This is a genomic window from Sulfitobacter maritimus, from assembly GCF_013346665.1.
In the GTDB taxonomy this organism is placed as follows: Bacteria; Pseudomonadota; Alphaproteobacteria; order Rhodobacterales; family Rhodobacteraceae; genus Sulfitobacter; species Sulfitobacter maritimus.
This window is the reverse complement of the sequence record NZ_JABVBB010000028.1, coordinates 72,601-90,797: the sequence shown is the minus strand read 5'-3', so window position 1 is coordinate 90,797 and position 18,197 is coordinate 72,601. Positions and strand designations below refer to the sequence as shown.

The 18,197-nt window shown below is 62.5% G+C and carries 19 protein-coding genes; 13 read left to right on the top strand and 6 right to left on the bottom strand.

What is annotated here, in order from left to right; translation table 11 throughout:
* The first annotated feature begins 13 nt into the window (after positions 1-13).
* From HTT03_RS08575 to HTT03_RS08555, 5 genes are all read left to right on the top strand, one after another.
* Complete coding sequence (locus HTT03_RS08575; RefSeq protein ID WP_174859434.1) at positions 14-508, top strand: DUF3576 domain-containing protein; 495 nt, start codon at positions 14-16, stop codon at positions 506-508.
* Positions 509-590: 82 nt separating this feature from the next.
* Positions 591-3,137 carry a leucine--tRNA ligase gene (gene leuS, locus HTT03_RS08570; protein ID WP_174859433.1) on the top strand — a complete coding sequence of 849 codons (2,547 nt, stop codon included), beginning with the start codon at positions 591-593 and terminating at the stop codon, positions 3,135-3,137.
* Positions 3,124-3,624: an LPS assembly lipoprotein LptE gene (gene lptE, locus HTT03_RS08565; RefSeq protein WP_174859432.1), complete on the top strand. Its 501-nt coding sequence runs from the start codon at positions 3,124-3,126 to the stop codon at positions 3,622-3,624. The genes leuS and lptE overlap by 14 nt, the downstream gene beginning before the upstream one ends.
* Positions 3,621-4,619, top strand: coding sequence for a DNA polymerase III subunit delta (holA, locus tag HTT03_RS08560; RefSeq protein WP_174859431.1), 999 nt, complete (start codon positions 3,621-3,623; stop codon positions 4,617-4,619). The genes lptE and holA overlap by 4 nt, the downstream gene beginning before the upstream one ends.
* Before the next feature lie 19 nt (positions 4,620-4,638).
* Positions 4,639-5,232 (top strand): glutathione S-transferase family protein, encoded by a 594-nt coding sequence (locus HTT03_RS08555; protein ID WP_174859430.1) that lies wholly within the window; start codon positions 4,639-4,641, stop codon positions 5,230-5,232.
* Here HTT03_RS08555 and HTT03_RS08550 read toward each other — a convergent pair.
* Entirely contained in the window at positions 5,229-6,407 is a 1,179-nt protein-coding gene (locus HTT03_RS08550; protein ID WP_174859429.1) for a TIGR03862 family flavoprotein, read from the bottom strand. The two genes, HTT03_RS08555 and HTT03_RS08550, sit on opposite strands and share 4 nt — an antisense overlap.
* A gap of 122 nt (positions 6,408-6,529) precedes the next feature.
* Between HTT03_RS08550 and HTT03_RS08545 the strand changes: the two genes are divergently transcribed.
* The gene (locus HTT03_RS08545) at positions 6,530-6,835 is read left to right on the top strand and encodes an HNH endonuclease (protein ID WP_174859428.1); all 306 of its coding nucleotides are present in this window, start codon (positions 6,530-6,532) and stop codon (positions 6,833-6,835) included.
* A gap of 1 nt (position 6,836) precedes the next feature.
* Here HTT03_RS08545 and HTT03_RS08540 read toward each other — a convergent pair whose 3' ends face one another.
* The gene (locus HTT03_RS08540) at positions 6,837-7,457 is read right to left on the bottom strand and encodes an enoyl-CoA hydratase/isomerase family protein (protein WP_174859427.1); all 621 of its coding nucleotides are present in this window, start codon (positions 7,455-7,457) and stop codon (positions 6,837-6,839) included.
* A complete protein-coding gene (locus HTT03_RS08535; protein ID WP_174859426.1) occupies positions 7,454-8,203 on the bottom strand; it encodes an SDR family oxidoreductase in 750 nt (249 codons plus the stop codon). Before HTT03_RS08535 ends, HTT03_RS08540 begins: the two co-directional genes overlap by 4 nt.
* A gap of 145 nt (positions 8,204-8,348) precedes the next feature.
* Here HTT03_RS08535 and HTT03_RS08530 point away from each other — a divergent pair, with 145 nt between their 5' ends.
* The 6 genes from HTT03_RS08530 (at position 8,349) to lpxK (ending at position 14,647) form a co-directional block, all read left to right on the top strand.
* Positions 8,349-9,878 (top strand): DUF2125 domain-containing protein, encoded by a 1,530-nt coding sequence (locus HTT03_RS08530; protein WP_174859425.1) that lies wholly within the window; start codon positions 8,349-8,351, stop codon positions 9,876-9,878.
* A 122-nt stretch (positions 9,879-10,000) separates the two neighbouring features.
* Positions 10,001-11,347 (top strand): TldD/PmbA family protein, encoded by a 1,347-nt coding sequence (locus tag HTT03_RS08525; protein WP_174859424.1) that lies wholly within the window; start codon positions 10,001-10,003, stop codon positions 11,345-11,347.
* Positions 11,334-12,116 carry an inositol monophosphatase family protein gene (locus HTT03_RS08520; protein WP_174859423.1) on the top strand — a complete coding sequence of 261 codons (783 nt, stop codon included), beginning with the start codon at positions 11,334-11,336 and terminating at the stop codon, positions 12,114-12,116. The genes HTT03_RS08525 and HTT03_RS08520 overlap by 14 nt, the downstream gene beginning before the upstream one ends.
* A gap of 63 nt (positions 12,117-12,179) precedes the next feature.
* Positions 12,180-12,422: a DUF4170 domain-containing protein gene (locus tag HTT03_RS08515; RefSeq protein ID WP_174859422.1), complete on the top strand. Its 243-nt coding sequence runs from the start codon at positions 12,180-12,182 to the stop codon at positions 12,420-12,422.
* A gap of 6 nt (positions 12,423-12,428) precedes the next feature.
* Positions 12,429-13,661 carry a 3-deoxy-D-manno-octulosonic acid transferase gene (locus HTT03_RS08510; protein ID WP_174859421.1) on the top strand — a complete coding sequence of 411 codons (1,233 nt, stop codon included), beginning with the start codon at positions 12,429-12,431 and terminating at the stop codon, positions 13,659-13,661.
* Entirely contained in the window at positions 13,661-14,647 is a 987-nt protein-coding gene (gene lpxK / locus HTT03_RS08505) for a tetraacyldisaccharide 4'-kinase (RefSeq protein WP_174859420.1), read from the top strand. Before HTT03_RS08510 ends, lpxK begins: the two co-directional genes overlap by 1 nt.
* Here the strand turns inward: lpxK and HTT03_RS08500 are convergent.
* Genes HTT03_RS08500 through HTT03_RS08490 form a run of 3 tightly spaced genes read right to left on the bottom strand, consistent with a single transcriptional unit; the run spans position 14,644 to position 16,995 of the window.
* Positions 14,644-15,762, bottom strand: coding sequence for a CaiB/BaiF CoA transferase family protein (locus tag HTT03_RS08500; RefSeq protein WP_174859419.1), 1,119 nt, complete (start codon positions 15,760-15,762; stop codon positions 14,644-14,646). The genes lpxK and HTT03_RS08500 overlap by 4 nt on opposite strands.
* Positions 15,762-16,448, bottom strand: a complete 687-nt coding sequence (locus HTT03_RS08495) for a DsbA family protein (RefSeq protein ID WP_174859418.1) — start codon at positions 16,446-16,448, stop codon at positions 15,762-15,764. Before HTT03_RS08495 ends, HTT03_RS08500 begins: the two co-directional genes overlap by 1 nt.
* A gap of 37 nt (positions 16,449-16,485) precedes the next feature.
* The gene (locus HTT03_RS08490; protein ID WP_174859417.1) at positions 16,486-16,995 is read right to left on the bottom strand and encodes a DUF721 domain-containing protein; all 510 of its coding nucleotides are present in this window, start codon (positions 16,993-16,995) and stop codon (positions 16,486-16,488) included.
* Positions 16,996-17,078: 83 nt separating this feature from the next.
* Here HTT03_RS08490 and mutY point away from each other — a divergent pair, with 83 nt between their 5' ends.
* Positions 17,079-18,143, top strand: coding sequence for an A/G-specific adenine glycosylase (gene mutY, locus HTT03_RS08485; RefSeq protein ID WP_174859416.1), 1,065 nt, complete (start codon positions 17,079-17,081; stop codon positions 18,141-18,143).
* The last annotated feature ends 54 nt before the right edge of the window (positions 18,144-18,197 follow it).

The following is an 18,197-nucleotide window of genomic DNA, read 5'->3' as shown; positions in this document are numbered from 1 at the left end:
AAGGAAAGCTGCAATGGCCCTTCGTACCGCTTGCAAGATGGCGATCTCCGTTCTGGCGCTCAGCGCGCTTGCCGCCTGTGGTGGGGGCTTTGGTAGCCCTGCCACGGAACGGCCGGATCAGTACACCAATTCCAACAACCCCAACAACATTGAGACCAACCCCGAGAATACGATTTGGTCGATCTTTAACCGGGGAAACGCCGACACCAGTGTTTCCGTGAACAAATACCTCTGGTCGGCGTCGCTTGAAGTGCTGAACTTCCTGCCGGTGCAATCGGTCGATCCTTTCACCGGTGTTATCGTCACAGGCTACGGCACCCCGCCCGGCGGTGGCCAAGCGTATCGCGCCACGGTGCTGATCGACGATCCGGCACTAGATGCACGCTCGCTCAATGTCGCGCTGCAATCCAGCGGTGGGCGCCCTGTCGCCAAGGCCACCTCTCGCGCGGTGGAGGATGCGATCCTCAGCCGAGCGCGCGAGATGCGCATCGCTGACAGCAAGTTCTAAGCCCGCTGAACGCAACACGTTTTCAACGCCGGGCCTTGTGAAAGCAGCAGCCCGGCGTTTTTCATGTCATAAGGTCCCCGTCATGCCCCGCTATACCCCCGCCGAGATCGAAACCCGCTGGCAGCAAGCCTGGGAAAAGGATGGCGTCTTTCAGGCCACCCGCAAGGCCGACAAGCCGAAATACTATGTGCTTGAGATGTTCCCCTACCCTTCGGGCCGCATCCACATGGGCCACGTGCGCAACTACACCATGGGCGACATGATCGCGCGCTACAAGATCGCCACCGGGCATAACGTGCTGCACCCGATGGGCTGGGACGCATTCGGCATGCCTGCCGAGAACGCTGCCATGGCCATTGGCGGCCACCCGGCGGATTGGACCTATGACAACATCGCCACTATGAAAGAGCAGATGAAGCCGCTCGGCCTGTCGATTGACTGGTCGCGTGAGATCGCCACCTGCCATCCGGGCTACTACGGCCAGCAGCAGGCGCTGTTCCTCGACTTCCTCAAAGAAGGTCTCGTCTACCGCAAGAACGCCGTGGTGAACTGGGACCCGGTCGACATGACCGTGCTGGCCAACGAGCAGGTCGAGAACGGCTGCGGCTGGCGCTCTGGCGCCCCAGTGGAGCGGCGCGAGCTGACGCAGTGGTTCTTCAAGATTTCCGACCACTCCGAAGAGTTGCTCTCGGCCCTCGACAGCCTCGACAACTGGCCCGCCAAGGTGAAGCTGATGCAGGCCAATTGGATCGGCAAGTCGCGCGGGTTGCAGTTTGCCTTTTCCACCATCGAAGCGCCGGAAGGTTTCGACCGGATCGAGGTCTATACCACCCGCCCCGACACGCTGCTGGGCGCGTCCTTTATCGGCATCTCGCCCGACCACCCGCTGGCCAAGACGTTGGAGCGCGACGACGAAGCCGTCGCCGCCTTCTGCGCCGAATGTCGCAAGGGCGGCACCACAGAAGAGGCGATTGAGACCGCCGAGAAACTGGGTTACGACACCGGCATTCGCGTACGGCACCCCTTCGATACGGCGCATGAACTGCCCGTCTATATCGCCAACTTCATCCTGATGGATTACGGCACCGGCGCGATCTTTGGCTGCCCTGGCCACGACCAGCGTGATTTCGATTTCGCGACCAAATACGATCTGCCGATCATCTCGACCTTCCTACCGTCCGAGGATGCCTCGCCCGAACTGGCGGAAGCCTATGTGCCGCCAAAAACCGAAAAGGTGTTCTATAACCGTGGCTTCGCAGGCGACCAATGGCAGACCGGCGAAGAAGCCGTCGACGCCGCCATCGCCTTTTGCGAGGAAAATGGCATCGGTCACGGCGTCACCAAATACCGCCTGCGCGACTGGGGCCTCTCGCGCCAGCGCTACTGGGGCTGCCCGATCCCGGTCGTGCATTGCGACGATTGCGGCGTGGTGCCGGAGAAGAAAGAGAACCTGCCGATTGAGCTGCCCTATGACGTCAGCTTTGACACCCCCGGCAACCCGCTCGACCGCCACCCGACATGGCGCAACTGCGCCTGCCCCGCCTGTGGCAAGGATGCCCTGCGCGAGACCGACACGATGGACACTTTCGTAGACTCCTCGTGGTACTACGCCCGTTTCACCGCGCCGCGTGCAGACACGCCGACGGTCATGGAAGACGCGGAATATTGGATGAACGTCGATCAATATATCGGCGGCATTGAACATGCGATTCTGCACCTGCTCTACGCCCGCTTCTTTGCCCGGGCCATGCAGATCACAGGCCACCTGCCCGAGGGCGCGGCCGAGCCTTTCGACGCGCTGTTTACTCAAGGCATGGTGACGCATGAAATCTACCAGACCCGCGACGCCAATGGCCGCCCGGTCTATCACCTGCCCGAAGACGTGACCGATGGTAAGCTGGCAGACGGCACCGAGGTGGAGATCATCCCCTCCGCCAAAATGTCGAAGTCCAAGAAAAACGTCGTCGACCCGCTGCACATTATCTCGAACTACGGCGCGGACACCGCGCGTTGGTTTGTGCTGTCCGATTCGCCCCCTGAGCGGGACGTGGAATGGACCGCTAGCGGTGCCGAGGCGTCTTACAAACACCTCTCCCGGGTGTGGAACATCTGCGACCGCGTGAGCGAGATGGACCGCGAGGCGGCAGGCACTGGCGACGAAGACCTGCTGCGCGCGATGCACAAGACGATCCATGACGTGACGATGGGCGTGGAGTCCTTTGGCTTTAACGCTGCCATTGCCAAGCTCTATGCATTCACTGCCACCTTGCAGAAATCCAAGGCGGGCTACGCCGCGCAGCGCGAGGCGATTATGACGCTGGCGCAATTGATGTCGCCCATGACCCCGCATCTGTCCGAAGACATCTGGGCGAAACAAGGCGGCGAAGGGCTAATCGTCAACGCGCCTTGGCCCAAGGCCGACGAGGCGATGCTGGTCGATGACACGGTGACCCTGCCGATCCAGATCAACGGCAAGCGCCGGGCGGAAATTCAGGTGCCTGCCGACATGGCGAAGGAAGAGGTTGAAAAAGTCGCGCTGGCACATGAAGCTGTCATTCGAACGCTGGACGGGGCCGCACCGAAAAAGGTCATCGTCGTGCCCGGACGGATTGTGAATGTCGTTGCCTAAACCCACCCCCTCGCGCCGCCGTTTCCTGCTGGCTTTGCCCCTGCTGGCGCTTGCCGCCTGCGGGTTCGAGCCGGTCTATGGCCCCGGCGGCGCGGGGACGGCCCTGCAAAACCGCGTGCTGGTAGACGCGCCCGAAGACCGCTTTGGCTATTTTCTGGTGCGCGAAGTGGAAAGCCAGTTGGGCCGCGCGGCTACGCCGAATTGGGGGCTGGCGCTGACCACCACTACAACCGAAGACGGGCTGGCGATTGACAGCGAAGGCAACACAAGGCGCTACAACCTGCTTGGCACCACCGCCTATGCCCTGCGCGACCTTGACAGCGGCCAGATCGTGACCTCCGGCAAGGTCGAAAGCTTTACCGGCTATTCTGCCACCGGCACCACCGTCGCCACCCGCGCGGCCAAGTTGGACGCGCAGGAACGGCTGATGGGGATCTTGGCGGACCTTGTGGTGCGCCGTCTTTACGCGGCTGACTTGCCACAATGAAACTGACCCCGCGCGACGCAAAGCCCTATTTCGCACGGCCTGATCCCGCGCGGACGGGGCTGTTGATCTATGGTAGTGACGCCATGCGTGTGGCACTGAAACGGCAGGAGTTTCTAAAAAACCTGCTCGGCGCTAATGCCGAAGAGGAAATGCGTCTTAGCCGTATGCCCGCCAGCGAATTGCGCCGCGACCCGGCGATGTTGCTGGACGCGATCAAGGCGGTCGGGTTCTTCCCCGGCCCGCGTGCCGCGCTGGTGGAAGAGGCGAATGACAATATCGCCAAAATTCTGCTCGACGCCCTGAAAGACTGGCAACCCGGTGACGCGCAGATCATTGTCACCGCGGGCGATCTGAAAAGGACGTCAAAGGTGCTCAAGGCCTTTGAAAGCCACCCCAACGCCTATGCCACCGCGATCTATGACAATCCGCCTGACCGGGCTGAAATCGAACAGATGCTCAAAGATGCGGGCCTCACGCCCGAGGCCGACGCCATGGCCGCCCTGACCGATCTAGCCCGCACGCTCGACCCCGGCGATTTCCGCCAGACGCTGGAAAAGATCTCGCTTTATAAGCTGGGTGATTCCACCCCCATCGGCCTGGATGACATCGCCGCCTGCGCCCCCACCTCGACCGAAGCCGAGGTGGATGACATCCTTCATGTCGTGGCCGAAACCCGCACCGCTGAGATCGGCCCGGTGATGAGCAAACTGCAAGGCCAAGGCGTGAACCCAGTGACCCTGACCATCATGGCCACCCGTCACTTCCGCACGCTCTACCGCATTGCCGCCAACCCCGGGGCGCCGATCTATGGCGTGCGCGACCGCGACCGCGCCATGCGCCAAGCCCGCAACTGGGGCGCGGTAAAGTTGGAAACGGCGCTTGCGGTGCTCACGGAGACCGACCTCAAGTTGCGTTCTGCCGGGCAGCACGCCCCGGCGCTGGCCTTGGTCGAACGCGCCTTTATCCGCCTTGCCATGCTGGGCGCACAACGTTGATTCTGGGAGAGGAAATCTAATGTACACAGTCATCGGCGGCACCAAATCCCGCGCTTTTCGCGTCATGTGGATGCTCGAAGAATTGGGCCAACCCTACGCGCTGAACCCCGCCGCGCCGCGCTCGGAAGAGGCGCGCAAGTACAACCCTTCAGGCAAGATCCCCGCGCTGCTGGACGGCGATGAGGTGCTGACCGATTCCACTGCGATCATGACCTATTTGGCCGATAAACACGGTCAGCTCACCGCGCCCGCTGGCACGCCAGCGCGTGCGCGGCAGGATGCGATGACCTTTTGGCTGATCGACGAGTTCGATGCGATCCTGTGGGCTGCGGCGAAACATAGTTTCATCTTCCCCGAAGAAGCGCGTGTGCCTGCGATCAAAGATAGTCTGAAGGCCGAGTTCGAACGCGCGGCCAAGACCCTGTCGGACCGCCTCGACGGACCTTTTTTGATGGGCGAGCAGATCACCCTGCCGGACTTGCTGGCCGTGCATTGCATCAATTGGTCAATCGGCGCGAACTTTCCGCGCGTGGATGACAAGCTGAACCTTTGGGCAAAATCCCTGCGCGAGCGTCCGGCTTTTGTGGCCGCGATGGCCAAAGAAAACGGTTAACGCTGCGCCCACTCAACAGCATGGCGTCCGGCCCAGTGTCCGGTCGCCAGACAGCCGTTGATCAGGTAACCGCCTGTCGGCGCTTCCCAATCCAGCATCTCACCCGCTACGAAAACCCCCGGCATGTCGCGCAGCATCAGCCCCTGATCCAGCGCTTCAAAGCGCACACCGCCCGCTGTTGAAATCGCCTCATCCATCGGGCGCAGCCCGTTGTGGGTGATCGGCAAAGCCTTCAGCACCTGCGCCAAGGTCTCTGCCTCCTGCGGCAAAGGGCGCGCCATTTCCTGCAAAAGCGCGATCTGCGCGGAGCTGAGTTTGAGCGCCTTGCGCAGGCGGTTCGCCAGACTGTCCTTGCCACGAGGTTTTGCCAGACGGGCCGCAACATCGCTGACGCGCAGGTCAGGCAATAAATCCAGCACCAACCCATGCCCGTCCCGCAACCCGCGCGAGACCGAATAGATGCCGCCGCCCTCCAGCCCTTTGGCTGAGATCACCGCCTCCCCGCGTGAGTGGTAGCGGCCAGCCGACCATGCCACGCCTTTCAGTGCCGCCCCGAAATGCCGCGCCATATGCGCGGACCAATCGACCAGCAGACCAACATTCGCGGGGGCAAAGCTACGCAACGGCACGCCGCGTTCATCCAGCAAAGCCGCCCATTCCCCTGTCGCCCCAAGCCGTGACCAACTCGCCCCGCCGAGCGCCAGCACGGTCACGTCTGGCGTGATCTGCTGCAGGCCATCGGGCGTATCGAAAACAAGCGCATCGCCGTCCCAGCCTTGCCACTGCCAGCGCGTGTTGATCTGAACATTCTGCGCTGCCAACCGTGCGAGCCACGCCCGCAACAGTGGCGATGCCTTCATCGAGCGGGGAAAGACGCGGCCGGTGGAGCCGGTGAAAACTTCTTGGCCCAAGCCTTCGGCCCAAGCCTGAACCGCCTGCGCGTCGAAGGCCTGCAAAATCGGGCGCAACATCGGCGCGGCTTCTTCAAAGGCGGTAAGGAAGGGATCAAACGGCTCGGCTTTGGTCAGGTTCAACCCCGATTTACCCGCCATCAAGAACTTGCGCCCGACCGAAGGCTTGCCCTCACATAGGGTCACAGACAGCCCCGCCTCCGCCATCGCCTCTGCCGCCATCAGCCCAGCAGGCCCGCCGCCGATCACCAGCGCGCGGGTCATGCGGGCACCTTGCGCTGTGCTGTTCTGGCGCGGTTCATGTGACGGTTCCTCTTGCCTGTGGCGTGGATTGCCACATTCTCTTGCCTGCCGGGGTTGTGCAACGCAAGCGAAAGGAAGGCGCTATGAGGGACGAAGACGATGTGCCGACCTGTCCGCTTTGCCTTCGGCCCATTCCGCCGGATGTGCCGCAAAGCCTGCATCATCTGATCCCGAAGCTGCGCGGTGGCAAGGGCGGGCCGACTGTGCTGATGCATCACATCTGTCACCGTGAAATCCATGCGACGCTGACCGAAACGGAACTTGCCCGCCACTACAACACCGGCGAGGCGCTGCGCAGCCATCCGCGGCTGGCAAAATTCGCGGCTTGGGTTGCGAAACGCCCGCCGGGCTTCCGCTCCAAAGTGCCGGGCGGCATGCGCAAAAGATAGGTTAAACCGCGCCGGGGTTGCACATGCGCTTGATCTCGCGGGCGATCTCGGGCGCGGCTGCCAGCGTGTCAGCGGCAAGCGCTGTGGCATGGCTGAGCAAGTCATCCTTTGGCACGATGCGGTCGATCAAGCCGAAAGCCAGCGCTTCTTCCGCTGTAATCTTCTGCCCGCCCATCAAGATCAGCTTGGTCCGCGCAGGGCCGATCAGCGCGGCCATTCGGGCTGGGTCCGACGGTTGGGGCAGAAAGCCCAATTTCATCACCGGATAAAAGAACTTAGCCTCTGGCGCCGCAAGACGCAGGTCACAGGCCAGCGCCATGCCCATCGCGCCCCCGGCCAACGTCCCGTTGAGCGCCGCGATGCTCAGCCCCGGCAAGGCTGCCACCGCACCCGAGAGCCGCTCCCAGACGTCCGATTTGGCGAGCCCGGCCCGCGCCTCTTCCAGATCGGCCCCGGCGCTGAACACTTTGCCGCGTCCGGTCAGGATCACGACGCGTGCGGTCTGCGCCGCCTCCATGATCTCCGCCAGTTCGACGAGCATGGCACGGGTCAGCGAATTGGCCTTGTCGGGCCGGTTGATCGTGACGGTCCAGACCTCTCCGGCGCGGTCAAGCTCGATCATATCAGGCCCACCGCCTTGCGGATGCCCTCATCACGCAGGGAAATCTCACCGCCCAAGAAGCGATCTGCTTCGGGGCCGCACATCCACAAGAGCGCACGGGCCGGCCAATCGGCGGGGATATGCACGTCCCAATCCAACTGGCTTACCGGGTTCACACCGCTTTGCTTGATATCGCGCTGCATGTCCGTGGCGACCGTGCCGGGCGACAGACCGATCGCTCGGATGCCGTTTGCGCCCTCTTCGTGATGCAAACACTGGGTCAGCATATTGGCCGCCGCTTTGGAGGCGCAGTAGTGGCTCCATGCCTCAACCGGGCCATGGGCTGCGCCCGAAGAAATCGTCAGGATTGAGCCGCCGCCGTTTGCTTTCATCTCTGGCAGGACCGCACGCATCCCGTTGAAAACGCCTGTCACATTGATGTCGATCGCTTTCGCCCATGCGGCTGGATCAGCTTCGCCCAAGAGCGAGATCGGGTCGATCACCCCGGCATTGTTGATCAGCACGTCAACGCCGCCGAACGCGTCCTGCGTTGCTTCGACCGCTTTGGCCATCTCGTCATAGCGGGTGACATCGCAAGGAATGGCAAGCGCGCGTTCGCCCAGCTCGCCCGCGAGTTCCGCCAGCGCTGTCTGGCTCCGCGCCAGCAGGGCTACATTCGCGCCCGCCTTCACAAAGACCCGCGCGGCAGCAGCACCGATGCCCCGGCTTGCCCCGGTGATCATGATTGTCTTGCCCGTCATATCCATCGTCGTGATCCTTCTGCGGTCTTTGTGCGTTGCGCCTTGCCTGTGGTAATCTGCCGATGCGCTGCGGTCCAGTGTTGCGTGGCTTGACCCGCCGCAGCGATTGGCAGACCCTAGGCGCAACTATTTGCCGTAAAGGATTTTTCTGATGTCCCGACTTCGCTCTGCTTCGCTGCTGCTCGCCATCCCCGCCACGTTGATCTCTCAAACGGCATGGGCCGATCTGACCCCTGCCGAGGTCTGGGGCGATTGGCGCGAATATATGGAAAACATGGGCTACACGGTGGAGGCCGAAGAAAGCACTTCGGGAGATACGCTCACCGTCAGTGATGTGACCATGCGGATGCAGATGCCCGAAGAGGGTGGCAGTTTTTCCATGTCGATGGGCACGCTGACCTTTGTGCAGGGCGACAATGGGGCGGTCGAAATCCGCATGCCTGAAGAGATGCCCATGTCGATAGATATCGCGCCTGAAGGGCCGGACGATGAGCCTGTCTCTATGGTGCTGACCTATGGCCAAAGCGGCCCCCAGTTGACCGCGAGCGGCAGCCCGGATGCGCTGCAATATGACTATGCCGCCGAAACGATCTCGCTCACGCTGGCCGGGCTGAAGGTAGGCGAAGAAAGCTATGGCGAAGATCAGGCCAAGTTCAGCCTGATCGGCACCGATGTGCGCAGCCGGACCGAGATGACCGTGGGCGACCAGCGTAGCTATGCGCAGACGGGCCAAATCGGAAACCTGCAATATGACGTGCTGATGAACACCCCTGAAGAGCCTGCGACGGTCAAGCTCAAAGGCGGGGTCTTGTTGATCGACTTTGCGGCCGGGGGCGATTTGCCGACGCTGGAGGATGCTGCCGATATGGCTGCGATGATGCAAGCGGGCATGGCGATGGACGGCAGCTTTAGCGCCGGGGCGGGCAATTCCGAAGTTGCGGTTTCCGACCCTGAGAACGGCGATTTCGGCCTGATCTCAAGCTCGGCTGGCACGAAGCTGAGCGTCAAGATGGGGCCCGAGGGGTTGCATTACTCTGGCGGGCAGCAAGAGATTGCGGTGGACATCACCGCCGCTGAGATGCCCTTCCCCATCAAGTTCAGCATGGCCGAAACCGGTTTCAATCTACAAGCGCCGCTGCTGGAGTCGGACGATCCGCAGGACTTCGCCTTTGGTCTGACGCTGAATGAATTCAAGATGTCAGACATGATCTGGGGCATCTTTGACCCTGCAGGCCACCTGCCGCGCGATCCGGCGAGCTTGGTGGTTGATCTGTCGGGCAAGGCCAAGCTGTTGTTTGACCTGATGAACCCAGAAGCCGCCACCGCACAAATCGAGGGTGAGCCTGCTGAGCTTCACGAATTGTCGGTCAATGAGCTCTCTCTCAACGCGGTCGGTGCTGCCTTCAACGGCACGGGCGACTTGACCTTTGACAACGATGATCTGGAAACCGTTCCGGGCTTCCCCAAGCCCGTGGGCGCGCTGGACCTATCGCTGGTTGGCGGCATCGCTCTGATGGACAAACTGGTGTCGATGGGTCTGCTGCCGCAAGAGCAAGCCATGGGTGCGCGGATGATGATCGGGTTGTTCACCGTGCCGGGCGGCGGCGAGGATTCGTTGAAATCTAAGATCGAGTTCACCGAAGAGGGGGCCATTCTGGCCAACGGTCAGCAGATTAAATAACCTCGACATCACAGGCGGGCGCGGGAGCGGCTGGCCGCTTTGCCCGCCTGAATTCTGCGCGGCTGCCCTTGCCCCGACGGGTGCAGGGGGCTACGCCTCTTGCAACCAACCGGAGCCTATTCATGTCCAAAGCTCTTGATGCGCTGACCAAGTCCCTTTTACAGGCGGCCACCCGCGCGGGGGCGAATGCCGCTGATGCCATGGCGGTCAGCGCCACTTCGGTCTCTATCGAGGTGCGCGATAACCAATTGGAGCAGGCCGAACGCGCCGAGGGCACGGACATCGGTTTGCGGGTCTTTGTCGGGCAACGCTCGGCCAACGTATCGGCCTCGGACACTTCATCGCGCACCATTGATGAGATGGCCGAACGCGCCGTAGCCATGGCACGCGAAGCGCCCGAAGACCCACATGCCGGGTTGGCCGACCCCGATCAATTGGCCAGCGACCGCTCTGCCGCGGCGCTGGAGTTGTACGACCCCACGCCCGAGCCCAGCCCCGAAGCGTTGCAAGACGACGCCGCACGCGCCGAAGCTGCGGCGCTCGCGGTTTCGGGCGTCAGTCAGGTGCAATCGGCGGGCGCAGGCTATGGCGCACAGGAAATTTACCTTGCGGCGACCAATGGTTTCGAAGGCGGCTATATGCGCAGCGAACGCGGGCTTTCTTGCGTGGCGATTGCAGGCAGCGGCTTGGGGATGGAGCGTGATTACGACGGCGACAGCCGGATTTTTCAGGCCGATCTGCGCGATGCGGCAGACATCGGCACCCGCGCAGGCGAACGCGCTCTGGCACGGCTGGACGCCCGCAAACCGCCCACCGGAAGCTATCCGGTGCTGTTTGATGAACGGGTTTCGTCCTCGCTCATCGGCCATTTGCTGAGTGCGATCAACGGGCAGGCGATTGCGCGCGGCGCGTCGTTTCTGCGCGATGCGATGGGTGAGCAGGTGTTGCCCGCTGAGCTTTCGCTGATCGAAGACCCTCGCCGCGTCCGCGCGACCGGTTCACGCCCCTTTGACGCCGAAGGCCTGCCCACCACACGCCGCACCCTTGTTGAGGATGGGGTTCTACAGGGGTGGACCCTTGATCTGGCCACGGCGCGCAAGCTGGATCTGGCGCCTACGGGTAATGCGGCGCGGGGCACAAGCTCTGGCCCACAGCCGTCGAATTGGAACATCGCGCTCACCCAAGGCAACGCCAGCCGAGATGATCTGATCCGCGAGATGGGGACCGGACTTCTGGTGACCTCGATGATCGGCAGCACGATCAACCCCAACACTGGCGATTACTCGCGCGGGGCAGCGGGGCTTTGGGTAGAGAACGGCGAGATCACCCATGCGATCAACGAATGCACCATTGCGGGCAACCTGCGTGATATGCTGCGCAGCCTGATCCCGGCCAATGACGCCCGGACCCATCTGAGCCGCGTGGTCCCTTCGTTGCTGGTACCGGGGATGACCCTTGCCGGCGCCTAAAGACGACCTCAGCCTCTTGATCGCCGCCGCGCGGGCGGCGGGCGAGGTCGCCTGCGGTTTCGCCGGACCGACAGCAAAAAGCTGGGACAAGCCGGACAACGCTGGCCCGGTGACCGAGGCCGATCTGGCTGTGAACGACTTGCTGCTTTCGCAATTGCGCGGCGCACGGCCTGACTATGGCTGGCTGTCTGAGGAAACCGAGGACAACAGCGACAGGCTGCGCCACGACCGCGTCTTCATTATCGACCCCATCGACGGCACCCGCAGCTTTGTTGCCGGAGAGAACACCTGGGCCCATTCACTTGCCGTGGCCGAGGCTGGCGAAGTGACGGCGGCGGTGGTCTATCTGCCTTTGCGCGACATGCTTTATGCCGCCTGCCGGGGCGGCGGGGCCACGCTGAATGGTACACCGATCCGCAGTTCATCGCGGCGCGAACTGGCCGAGGCCACCGTTCTGGCGGCACGGCCTGCGCTGGTAGCCGAACGCTGGCACGGCGGCGAACCTCCGGTGTTTAAACGCAGCTACCGCCCCTCGCTCGCCTACCGCATGGCGCTGGTGGCAGATGCCTCCTTTGACGCGATGATCACCCTGCGCCGCACGTGGGAATGGGACATCGCCGCCGGAACGCTGATTGTGAGCGAAGCAGGCGGCACCTGTAGCACGGCCAAGGGTGCGCCGCTGCGGTTTAACAACGCTGATCCGCGTGTCGAAGGCATCGTTGCGGGCGGCCCGGCGATACAGGCGGCTTTGATCGACGCCCTTGCGTGACGGGCCTCATCTGCTAGGCAAAGACAACAGCACCGTAGCTTTGACAGATCAAAGGACAGCACCATGACCCAACGCCTGCACCTTGTTTTCGGTGGCGAACTCGTCGACCCGACCAAGAATGCCTTTAAGAATGTCGATGACATCCACGTTGTGGGCATCTTCCCTGACTATGCCAGTGCCTATGACGCGTGGAAATCCGAAGCGCATCGCACCGTCGACAACGCGCATATGCGCTATTTCATCGCCCATCTGCACCGTCTGCGCGACGAGGAAAAACCCGCCTCCCCTACCGAAGAACTGGGCTAACCTCCTATGGCGGCGCGGTCGCTGGGGCTGACGGCCTATCGCGCACTTGTGCGGCGCGGCGGTGCGGAGCCTGCCGCCGCCTACCCTGCACGCCCCGGTGGCGAGCTGGTTTGGTTTCATGCCGCTGAGCCGGGCAATGTGCTGGCCGTGCTGGACCTTGCCAAGCGGTTGATGACACTGCGCGGGCGGCTGTCGGTGCTGATCACCCTGCCCGACAGCGCCACCCCCTCTGATCCGCCGCCCTGCACGACTTCTAACCTATTTATCGTCCGCGTACCCGGTGAGCATCCTGACAATGTCACGGCGTTTTTAGACCATTGGAAGCCGGATTTCTGCATCTGGACTTGGGGCAGGTTGCACCCCAACCTTGTTCTGGAAACCGCCGCGCGGGGCTGTCCGATGGTGATGATCGACGCGGACACCTCTGGCTTTGACGGGCGCCGTAATCGTTGGCTGCCGGATATGACACGCCAGCTTCTTTCGTCTTTCGAATTGACACTGGCCCGGTCAGACGCGGCGCTGCGCCGACTGCTGCAACTGGGCCTGCCCCGTAACCGAGGCGAGGCAACCTCGGCACTATTAGCGGGGGGTGAGGTCTTGCCCTGCGCTGATTCAGACCTTGCGGATATGTCAGCCTGTTTGGGCGGGCGTCCGGTTTGGTATGCCAATCAACTGTTGCCCGAAGAGATCCCCGTTGTACTCAGCGCGCATCGTCAGGCGTTGCGCCTGTCGCACCGTCTTTTGCTCATCCTGCACGCTCATGACTATGCCACCGCCGATCAAGCGATTGAGCGGGCGCGGGCGCGTGACTTTACGGTCATCAGGTGGGGCGAAGACCCCTACCCCGATGAGACCACACAGGTGATGGTGGCCGACGATCCGGGCGACAGGGGGCTGTTTTTTCGCGTGGCGCCGGTGTCCTTTCTGGGCTCCTCTTTGGTGGCGGGGCATGGCGGCAGCGATCCGTTTGAAGCGGCAGCGCTTGGTTCTGCTGTGCTCTATGGGCCGAAAGTTCGGCACTACCTGCCCTCCTATGGGCGGCTCGCGACAGCGGGTGCTGCACGGATCGTGAATGACGCGGGGGCGTTGGGCAATGCGGTCTCGCGGTTGATCGCGCCGGATCAGGCGGCGACAATGGCCCATGCAGGCTGGGACGTGATCAGCGAAGGGGCCGCGCTGGCCGACCGGGTGATCGACATGGTGCAAGACCGACTGGATGACATCGCGGGGGCGGCTTGATGCGCGCGCCCGATTTCTGGCACTTGCCCCGGCCCGATTGGCGCGCACGCCTGTTGCAGCCTTTGGGCGCGCTCTATGCGGCAGCCACCGCGCGGCGCTTGGCCAGCGGCACCCCGGTGCGGCTGGACGTGCCGGTGGTCTGCGTGGGCAATATCAACGCAGGCGGGACGGGCAAGACGCCTACGGTGATGGCAGTGGTGCAACACCTGTTGGAACGGGGCCACCGCCCGCATGTCGTCTCGCGTGGCTATGGCGGCACGGTCGAAGGTCCACTGCAGGTTGATCCGCTGCACCACAGCGCGGGTGATGTTGGCGATGAGCCGCTGCTACTGGCGGCCTTTTGCGACGTCTGGGTTGCGAAAGACCGCGCCACCGGCGCGCAGGCGGCAGTAGCCGCTGGGGCCAGCGTGGTGGTGCTGGACGACGGGTTTCAGAACCCGGCCCTGCACCAAGACCTCGCCATCGTGGTGGTGGATGCGGTCAAAGGGTTCGGCAACGGGCTGTGCCTGCCCGCAGGGCCATTGCGCGAACCCGTCGCTGCCGGCTTGGGGCGGGCGGATCTGCTGCTCTCTATCGGAGATGACACGGCGCAGCGTGCCTTCGCGGCGCGACTGCCAAAGGTTGACCTTCCCCATGTGCAGGCCGAATTGAAGCCCTTACAAACCGGGATGGATTGGTCGGATTCACAGGTGCTTGCCTTTGCAGGGATCGGCCACCCCGAGAAATTCTTTGCCACGCTGCGCGGGCTTGGGGCCACGATCCTGCACGCCGAAGCCTTGGAAGATCACCAGCCGCTGACCTCGCGGCTGATGTTGCGGCTTGAGACCGAGGCGGCGATGCGCGGGGCGCAGCTCGTCACGACTGAAAAGGACGCAGTACGCCTGCCGATGGACTTTCGCACTAAGGTGCTGATCCTGCCGGTGCGCCTGTCCCTGCCCGACGGCAATGCGCTGCATGCAGCGTTGAACAGGCTGCCACCGCCTTAAACGTCGTTGTCTTCGCCAAGTTTTGGCGCAGGACGGTGCAGCGACAGATCGGCGCCCGAAAAGGTAAAGGGCGAGCGCAGACCCGGCACGCCGTCGAGTTCAATCTGCATCCCCCGCGCCACGACCTGCGGATCGGCCATAACATCGGCCATATCGTTGATCGGCCCCGCAGGCACGCCATGCGCCTCACAAGCGGCCAAGAGATCATCGCGGCTGCGCAGACGTGTGGCCCCGGTCAAGCGGCGGATCATCTCGGGCCGGTTGGCAACCCGGTCGGCGTTTTTCAGGTATTCCGGCGCGGTGGCCATGTCATCCAGCCCCAGCAACTGGCACAGCCGCTGGTACTGCCCGTCATTGCCTGTCGCGATGATCAGATGCCCATCGGCACATTCAAAGACTTCGTAAGGCGTCAGGTTTGGATGCGCATTGCCCATCCGTGTCGGTGCCTTGCCGGTGGTGAGATAGTTCATCGCCTGATTGCCGGTAATCGCGACGGCACAATCCAGCAGCGCCATATCGATATGTTGGCCCACGCCAGTCTGGTGACGCTGATGCACGGCGGCCAGAATAGCGGTGCTGGCATAGACCCCGGTGAAAATATCGGTGATCGCCATGCCGGATTTCTGCGGCTGCCCGTCCGGCTCCCCGGTGATCGACATTAGCCCCGACATGCCTTGGATGATAAAGTCATAGCCCGCGCGGTGCGCGTATGGCCCCGTGTGGCCAAAGCCGGTGATCGAGCAATAGATCAGCTTAGGGAACTGCGGCGCGAGGCTGGCGTAATCCAACCCGTATTTTGCCAATCCCCCGGTCTTGAAATTCTCGATCAGGATATCGGCATCGGCCAAGAGTTCCTTGACCTGCGCCTGCCCCTCTTCGGTGCGAAAATCCACGGTGACAGAGGCTTTGCCCCGGTTCGTCGAATGGAAATATGAGGCACTTACATCTTCGTCGCGGGTGACAAAGGGCGGGCCCCATTGACGGGTATCATCCCCCGCCGGGCTCTCCACCTTGATCACCTCGCAACCAAGGTCCGACAATGTCTGACCGGCCCAAGGGCCGGCCAGTACACGCGCCAGTTCGACGACTTTCAGTCCTGCAAGCGGGGCGGTCATTAGCCCGCCAGCGCGTCGTCGAGGATCTCTTTCATGTCGGCATAGGACATGTTGGACTGTTTCTTGCCGTCGATGACAAAGCTCGGCGTGCTGGAGATGTCGTCGGCCTCTGCGTTCTCGGTGTACCAGGCCACCAGCGCCTCGGCCTTGGCGCCATCTTTCAGACATTCATCCAAGGTTTCATTGTCGAGTCCGGCCAGACGACCGATCTTGCGCAACTCTTCCACGATGGCCGCAGGCTCGCCCGCGCGGGTCCATTCGCTTTGCGATTTGTAGATCAGATCGGCGATGCCAAAGAACTTCTCTTGTCCACCGCAGCGCGCCACCATCGACGCCCAAAGACCGTAGCGGTCGAAATAGACTTCGCGGTAGATGAACTTCACTTTGCCGCTGTCGATGTAATCGGCCTTCAGCTTTTTGAAGGTCTCATTGTGGAAGGTCGCGCAATGCGGGCAGGTGAAGGACGCATATTCGATCATCGTGATGGGCGCGTTTTCATCCCCCATGACCATCTCTGTAATGCCGGAGGTGTCCACCTCGCCGTCGGACGTTTGCGCGTTTGCGGCACCGACGAAGGGGGTCAGCGCCGTGCTGCCAGCAGGGCCGCTGCCGAAGGTGCTTGCTGCATACCAGCCACCGAGACCAAGCGTGGCGAGTCCGCCAAGGATTACATTTCTGCGGTTCATAGGGATTTCCTTTGTCTTTTTCGTCAGCTTTAGGTGGTTAGCTTTGGTTCTTGTTCAATACATTCTCGCCCAGACGTGCAAGGGCAGCACGCAGGCCTTCATCGGCCACAGGCTGAGCAGCCTCCGCAGCTTGGCGCTTTAGGGCGGGATCAAGAGCGGGTTTGGCGGCTTTGGGTTTGTGTTGAAAGGCGACCTGCCCCTCGGCAAACCCTGTTGCAGCGGTTTGGGTGATGCGCACGCGGGCGATGGCGCTATAGCCGTAGACCGAGTTGACCCGCTCGCGCAGTTGCTCCTTTTGCATCTCCAGCATCGGCGCATTTGCCCCGTTGGTCAGCAGGGTCAGCGTGGCACCGATGCCTTCCTTGCGGGCATAGCTCACCTCAACAGGGCGCGAGATTGCCGCCGTGGCTTCGCCTACGATTTCGGCCCAATGGGTCAACAGGCGGGATTGTGCAAAGCCACGGGTCTCGCTCGCCTTGCGAATTTGCCCCGACAAGAGACTGTCGGTGCGTTTGAACCCTTTTGTACTGGTACGGCGTGGCGGCATGACTATGTTTCCCGAATGTCTCAACCTACATAACAATTTGCCCCTGTGTAACCAGCCCTCAGCGCCCGGAAAGGCCATAAACATTGTGTGAAAACCGATCTGTCAGCGACCTGCCGCCGATCTTGCTGGACTGGTACGACACCCATGCCCGCAACCTACCATGGCGGGTGCCACCGGCCGAGCGCAAGGCAGGCGTGATGCCGAACCCCTATCGCATTTGGCTCAGCGAAGTGATGCTGCAGCAGACCACGGTGGCAACGGTAAAGGACTATTTCGCCCGTTTCACCGCCCGCTGGCCCGATGTCGCGGCGCTGGCAGCGGCAGAGGATGCCGAAGTGATGGCCGAATGGGCGGGGCTTGGATACTACGCCCGTGCGCGCAACCTGCTGAAATGCGCGCGGGCGGTGGTGGCCGAGCATGGCGGTCAGTTCCCCGCCAATCACGATGCGCTGCTGAAACTGCCGGGGATCGGGCCTTATACGGCGGCGGCGATCTCCTCGATTGCGTTTGATCTGCCCCATGCGGTGCTGGACGGCAATGTCGAGCGGGTGATGGCGCGGGTCTATGACATTCACACCCCCCTCCCTGCTGCGAAGCCCGAACTGATGGGACGCGCCGCCGCGCTTACGCCGCAAGACCGTCCCGGCGACTACGCGCAGGCGGTGATGGATTTGGGGGCTACGATCTGCACGCCGAAATCCCCCGCCTGCGGGATATGCCCTTGGCGCGATCCTTGCCTTGCGCGGGCGGAGGGTACAGCGGCGGCGCTGCCAAAGAAAACGCCGAAAAAGCCCAAGCCAATTCGCCACGGCACCGTCTATCTGGCAGAGCGCGAGGATGGCGCGTGGCTGCTAGAGACGCGGCCCGACAAAGGGCTGCTCGGCGGCATGCTGGGCTGGCCTGGCTCGGACTGGATCGACACGGCCGAGCCACGCCCCGAAGGTACACCGCCCCTTGTAGCCGATTGGCAGCCCCTGCCGGGCGAGGTGCGCCATACATTCACGCATTTTCATTTGATGCTCACGGTCCAGCACGCCCGTGTCGGCCACGCAGCCACCCCCGAGATCGGCGAATTCATCGGTCAGAATCAGTTCAGCCCCAGCGATCTGCCAACCGTCATGCGCAAAGCCTTCGATTTAACGCGGTAGCCGCTTTGTGTGATTTGCAATCTAAGGTATAGCTAGCGAGAAACTGCGAAAGAA

Bases quoted from the DNA above. Each gene is read 5' to 3' on its own strand.
- leuS (WP_174859433.1), top strand. From the start codon at position 591: ATGCCCCGCTATACCCCCGCCGAGATCGAAACCCGCTGGCAGCAAGCC.
- HTT03_RS08495 (WP_174859418.1), bottom strand. From the start codon at position 16,448: ATGAACCGCAGAAATGTAATCCTTGGCGGACTCGCCACGCTTGGTCTC.
- HTT03_RS08490 (WP_174859417.1), bottom strand. From the start codon at position 16,995: ATGCCGCCACGCCGTACCAGTACAAAAGGGTTCAAACGCACCGACAGT.
- HTT03_RS08540 (WP_174859427.1), bottom strand. From the start codon at position 7,457: ATGATCGAGCTTGACCGCGCCGGAGAGGTCTGGACCGTCACGATCAAC.
- HTT03_RS08550 (WP_174859429.1), bottom strand. From the start codon at position 6,407: ATGACCCGCGCGCTGGTGATCGGCGGCGGGCCTGCTGGGCTGATGGCG.
- HTT03_RS08555 (WP_174859430.1), top strand. From the start codon at position 4,639: ATGTACACAGTCATCGGCGGCACCAAATCCCGCGCTTTTCGCGTCATG.
- holA (WP_174859431.1), top strand. From the start codon at position 3,621: ATGAAACTGACCCCGCGCGACGCAAAGCCCTATTTCGCACGGCCTGAT.
- HTT03_RS08525 (WP_174859424.1), top strand. From the start codon at position 10,001: ATGTCCAAAGCTCTTGATGCGCTGACCAAGTCCCTTTTACAGGCGGCC.
- lptE (WP_174859432.1), top strand. From the start codon at position 3,124: ATGTCGTTGCCTAAACCCACCCCCTCGCGCCGCCGTTTCCTGCTGGCT.
- HTT03_RS08500 (WP_174859419.1), bottom strand. From the start codon at position 15,762: ATGACCGCCCCGCTTGCAGGACTGAAAGTCGTCGAACTGGCGCGTGTA.
- HTT03_RS08575 (WP_174859434.1), top strand. From the start codon at position 14: ATGGCCCTTCGTACCGCTTGCAAGATGGCGATCTCCGTTCTGGCGCTC.
- HTT03_RS08535 (WP_174859426.1), bottom strand. From the start codon at position 8,203: ATGGATATGACGGGCAAGACAATCATGATCACCGGGGCAAGCCGGGGC.
- lpxK (WP_174859420.1), top strand. From the start codon at position 13,661: ATGCGCGCGCCCGATTTCTGGCACTTGCCCCGGCCCGATTGGCGCGCA.
- HTT03_RS08530 (WP_174859425.1), top strand. From the start codon at position 8,349: ATGTCCCGACTTCGCTCTGCTTCGCTGCTGCTCGCCATCCCCGCCACG.
- HTT03_RS08545 (WP_174859428.1), top strand. From the start codon at position 6,530: ATGAGGGACGAAGACGATGTGCCGACCTGTCCGCTTTGCCTTCGGCCC.
- HTT03_RS08515 (WP_174859422.1), top strand. From the start codon at position 12,180: ATGACCCAACGCCTGCACCTTGTTTTCGGTGGCGAACTCGTCGACCCG.
- HTT03_RS08510 (WP_174859421.1), top strand. From the start codon at position 12,429: ATGGCGGCGCGGTCGCTGGGGCTGACGGCCTATCGCGCACTTGTGCGG.